The organism is Nocardioides sp., from assembly GCF_034670285.1.
Taxonomy (GTDB): Bacteria; Actinomycetota; Actinomycetes; order Propionibacteriales; family Nocardioidaceae; genus Nocardioides.
This window is the reverse complement of record NZ_JAXMNS010000394.1, coordinates 1-3,507: the sequence shown is the minus strand read 5'-3', so window position 1 is coordinate 3,507 and position 3,507 is coordinate 1. Positions and strand designations below refer to the sequence as shown.

Genomic DNA, 3,507 nt, shown 5'->3' with positions numbered 1-3,507 from the left:
CTGACGGCGTCGGGCGCGTTCTCGTCACCGAGCGCCGCGAGGATGCGGGCGATCAGGTCGTCGATCACGTGCTCGACGATGTCGCGCTTGTTGGCGAAGTAGCGGTAGAAGGTCCCGTGACCGATCCCGAGCCGCGCGGCGATGTCGGCGATGCCGGTCGCGTGGTAGCCCTTCTCGGCGAAGCAGTCGAACGACGCCGCCACGATCTCGCGGCGCAGCTCGGCCTTGCGCTGCTCGACCCGGCTCGGCCCGACTCCGGCTGCCTGCGAGGTGGTCGTCACGCGGGACAGCCTATTGCCCACCCTCCTCGAAATGACATAGCGTTCCGGAACTGACATCTCGTTCCGTCGGGTGCCACGACCTCAGGAGAGCCGATGACGCACTATCCCCCGATCGAGCTCTCCGGTGCCGCGGTGCTGGTGACCGGCGGCGCCCAGGGCATCGGCAAGGCGGTCGCGACCCGGCTCGCCGCGCGTGGGGCGAAAGTCGCGATCGGCGACCTCGACGCCGACCTCGCGCGCACCACCGCAGCGGCCATCGGTGGCACCGGGCATGCCCTCGACGTCCGCGACCCCGAGTCCTTCGCCGCATTCGTCGTCGAGGCCGAGGCCGCCCACGGCCCGGTCGACGTGCTGGTCAACAACGCGGGTGTCATGCCCAACGGCGCCTTCCTCGACCTCAGCGACGCCACCAATCGGATGATCATGGAGGTCAACGTCTTCGGCGTCATCCACGGCATGCGCCTGGTGCTGCCCGGCATGGTGGCGCGCGGTCGCGGCCACGTCTGCAACATCGCCTCCCTGGCCGGCAAGATGCCGCTGAAGGGGCTCGCGGTCTACAACGCCAGCAAGTTCGCCGTGGTCGGCCTCACCGCCGCCACGCGCCTCGAGTACGCCGCCACCGGCGTCAGCATCGGCGCCGTGCTGCCCTCGGCGGTCGACACCGCCCTCTCCTCCGGCATCGACTTCAGCCCGCTGCCGAAGGTCTCTCCCGACAAGATCGCCGAAGCCGTCGAGGCCTCGATCTCCCGCCGCACCGGCGAGATCGCCGTTCCGCGCTACGTGGGTGCGCTCACCGGAGTCATGAACGCCACCCCCGAGCCGGCGCTCAACGTCGTACGACGTCTGGTGCGCGACGACCGCGCCCTCCACGCCGAAGACGCCGACCGGGCCGCCTACCAGGCCCGCCTGGCCGCCGAGGAGCAGGACGCGCACTCCGAGCAGCCCGAGCGACTTCTGTGAGCAACCCGAGCACCCACGTGCACGACGCCATCGTCGTCGGCGCCGGCTTCGGGGGAATGGGCGCTGCGATCCAGCTGAAGCGCAACGGCTACGACGACCTCGTCATCCTCGAGCGCGAGTCGGACCTCGGCGGCACCTGGCACGTCAACCGCTACCCCGGGCTGGCCGTCGACATCCCCTCCTCGACCTACTCCTACTCCTTCGAGCCCAACCCGCACTGGACCCGCCTCTTCGCGCCCGGCAGCGAGCTCAAGGCGTACGCCGCCCACGTCGCCGACACCTACGGCCTGCGTGAGCTGATGCGGTTCGACACCGTCGTGGAGTCAGCGACCTGGGACGACGACGCCCAGGTGTGGCAGGTCGACGTCGCGGACGGCGAGCCGTTCCGGGCTCGTTTCCTGCTCACCGCCACCGGCTTCCTCTCCCAGCCCAGGCTGCCCGACATCGCCGGCATCGAGTCGTTCACCGGCGCGGTCGTCCACACGACCCGCTGGAACGACGAGGTCGAGCTGTCCGGCAAGCGCGTCGGCATCATCGGCACCGGTGCCACGGCAGTGCAGCTGATCCCCGAGCTCGCCGACGTCGCCGCCGACCTCACGGTCTTCCAGCGCACACCCATCTGGGTCACCGCCAAGCCGGACCTGCCCGTTCCCGCCCTGGTGCGCAAGGTCTTCTCCGCCCTCCCGCTCACCCAGCGCGCCGTACGTCTCGGGGGCACCGCGCTCCTCGAGGCCCTGATGGTCTCGGCGGTGCTGCACTACGACCAGGTGCCCCTGGTCAATGCCGCCGCCGAGCGGCTCGCGCGCCTCCACCTGCGCCAGGTCAAGGACCCCGACACCCGCGCCAGGCTGACGCCCGACTACACGTTCGGCTGCAAGCGGCCGACGTTCAGCAACACCTACTACCCCACCTTCAACCGTGAGCACGTGCACCTCGAGACCCACTCGATCGGCCACGTCGACGCCCACGGGATCGTCACTGCCGACGGCAGCCGCACCGACCTCGACGTCCTCGTGCTCGCGACCGGCTTCGACCTCTGGGAGGCCAACTTCCCGGCCCTCCGGATCGTCGGGCGCGGCGGCCGCGACCTCGGCCAGTGGTGGCGTGAGCGTCGCTTCCAAGCCTACGAGGGCGTCGCCGTCCCGGGCTTCCCCAACCTGGTGTCGCTCAACTCGCCCTACTCCTACTCGGGCCTGTCCTACTTCACGACCATCGAGTCGCAGATGCGCCACATGGACCGGCTCCTCACCGAGCTCCGACGCCGCCGGGCGACGTCGTTCGAGGTGTCGGAGTCGGCCAACGCCGAGTTCCTCGACGACATGACCGCCCGGGTCGGGCACTCGATCTTCACCCTCGGGTCGTGCGCAGGAGCCAACAGCTACTACTTCAACCAGCACGGCGAGGCGACCCTGCTGAGACCGACGTCGACGCGGCACGCGTTCCGTGCGGCACGCACGTTCCCCCTCTCCGACTACGACTTCGGCGGGCTGCCGCGGACCGAGCAGGAGGCGACTCTTCAGGACGCCGACTAGATTGGGCGCCGTGTCCATCGATACCCCTGTCGCAGCCACACCTGCCCCGTCCATCAGCAAGGCCGAGCGCACCCGTGAGGCGTTGCGTCAGGCCGCCATCCGCCACTTCGTCGAGCACGGCTTCGAGGCGGCGAACGTGCCGACCATCGCTGCCGAGGTCGGTGTCACCGAGCGCACCTTCTACCGCCACTTCGCCACCAAGGACGAGGTGCTCTTCGTCGACGTCACCACGAGCCTCGCCTGGTTCCGCACCGGCGTCCGCGAACGGCTCGAGGCCGGCGACGACCTGATCGCGGCCGCGCTGCACGCCATCACGGCCCCACCGGTCGACCCCCGCCTCATGGTGGAGATCGCGAGGCTGCGCACCCAGCTGCTCAGCCCGGCCCGCATCGAGCGGTCGTTCCGCGACGCTCAGGGAGTGATGGTGCGCTACCTGCGCGAGGTGCTCGCCGAGCGCGGCGCCGCTCCGCTCACGGCCGCCGTTCAGGCCGAGGTGGTCGCGGGCGCGATCTTCGCGGCCCTCACGGTCTGGACCGAGTCGCCCGACGCCCGCCTGGGCACCCTCCGCAGCACCACCGAGCAGGCCCTCGAGGAGATCCGTCCGGCGCTCTGAGCCGAGCTCAGAGCAGCGCTCCGGGCTGCGCTCAGGGCCGTTCGGCTAACCGCCGCTGGTGCCCTTGCACTGGTACTTCGTGCCCTCGACGGGCTTCCAGGTGGACCCGGTCCACTGGATG

General features: G+C 70.3%; 4 protein-coding genes. 3 read left to right on the top strand and 1 reads right to left on the bottom strand.

The window, feature by feature from the left end:
• On the bottom strand, positions 1-281 hold a 281-nt coding region (locus VOI19_RS16495), incomplete at its 3' end, for a TetR/AcrR family transcriptional regulator (RefSeq protein WP_323794052.1).
• Between the two features lie 93 nt (positions 282-374).
• Between VOI19_RS16495 and VOI19_RS16490 the strand changes: the two genes are divergently transcribed.
• The 3 genes from VOI19_RS16490 to VOI19_RS16480 are packed head-to-tail and all read left to right on the top strand — an operon-like array spanning position 375 to position 3,386.
• Positions 375-1,241, top strand: a complete 867-nt coding sequence (locus VOI19_RS16490) for an SDR family oxidoreductase (RefSeq protein ID WP_323794051.1) — start codon at positions 375-377, stop codon at positions 1,239-1,241.
• Complete coding sequence (locus VOI19_RS16485) at positions 1,238-2,773, top strand: NAD(P)/FAD-dependent oxidoreductase (protein ID WP_323794050.1); 1,536 nt, start codon at positions 1,238-1,240, stop codon at positions 2,771-2,773. The genes VOI19_RS16490 and VOI19_RS16485 overlap by 4 nt, the downstream gene beginning before the upstream one ends.
• 10 nt (positions 2,774-2,783) lie before the next feature.
• Positions 2,784-3,386, top strand: coding sequence for a TetR/AcrR family transcriptional regulator (locus VOI19_RS16480; RefSeq protein WP_323794049.1), 603 nt, complete (start codon positions 2,784-2,786; stop codon positions 3,384-3,386).
• The last annotated feature ends 121 nt before the right edge of the window (positions 3,387-3,507 follow it).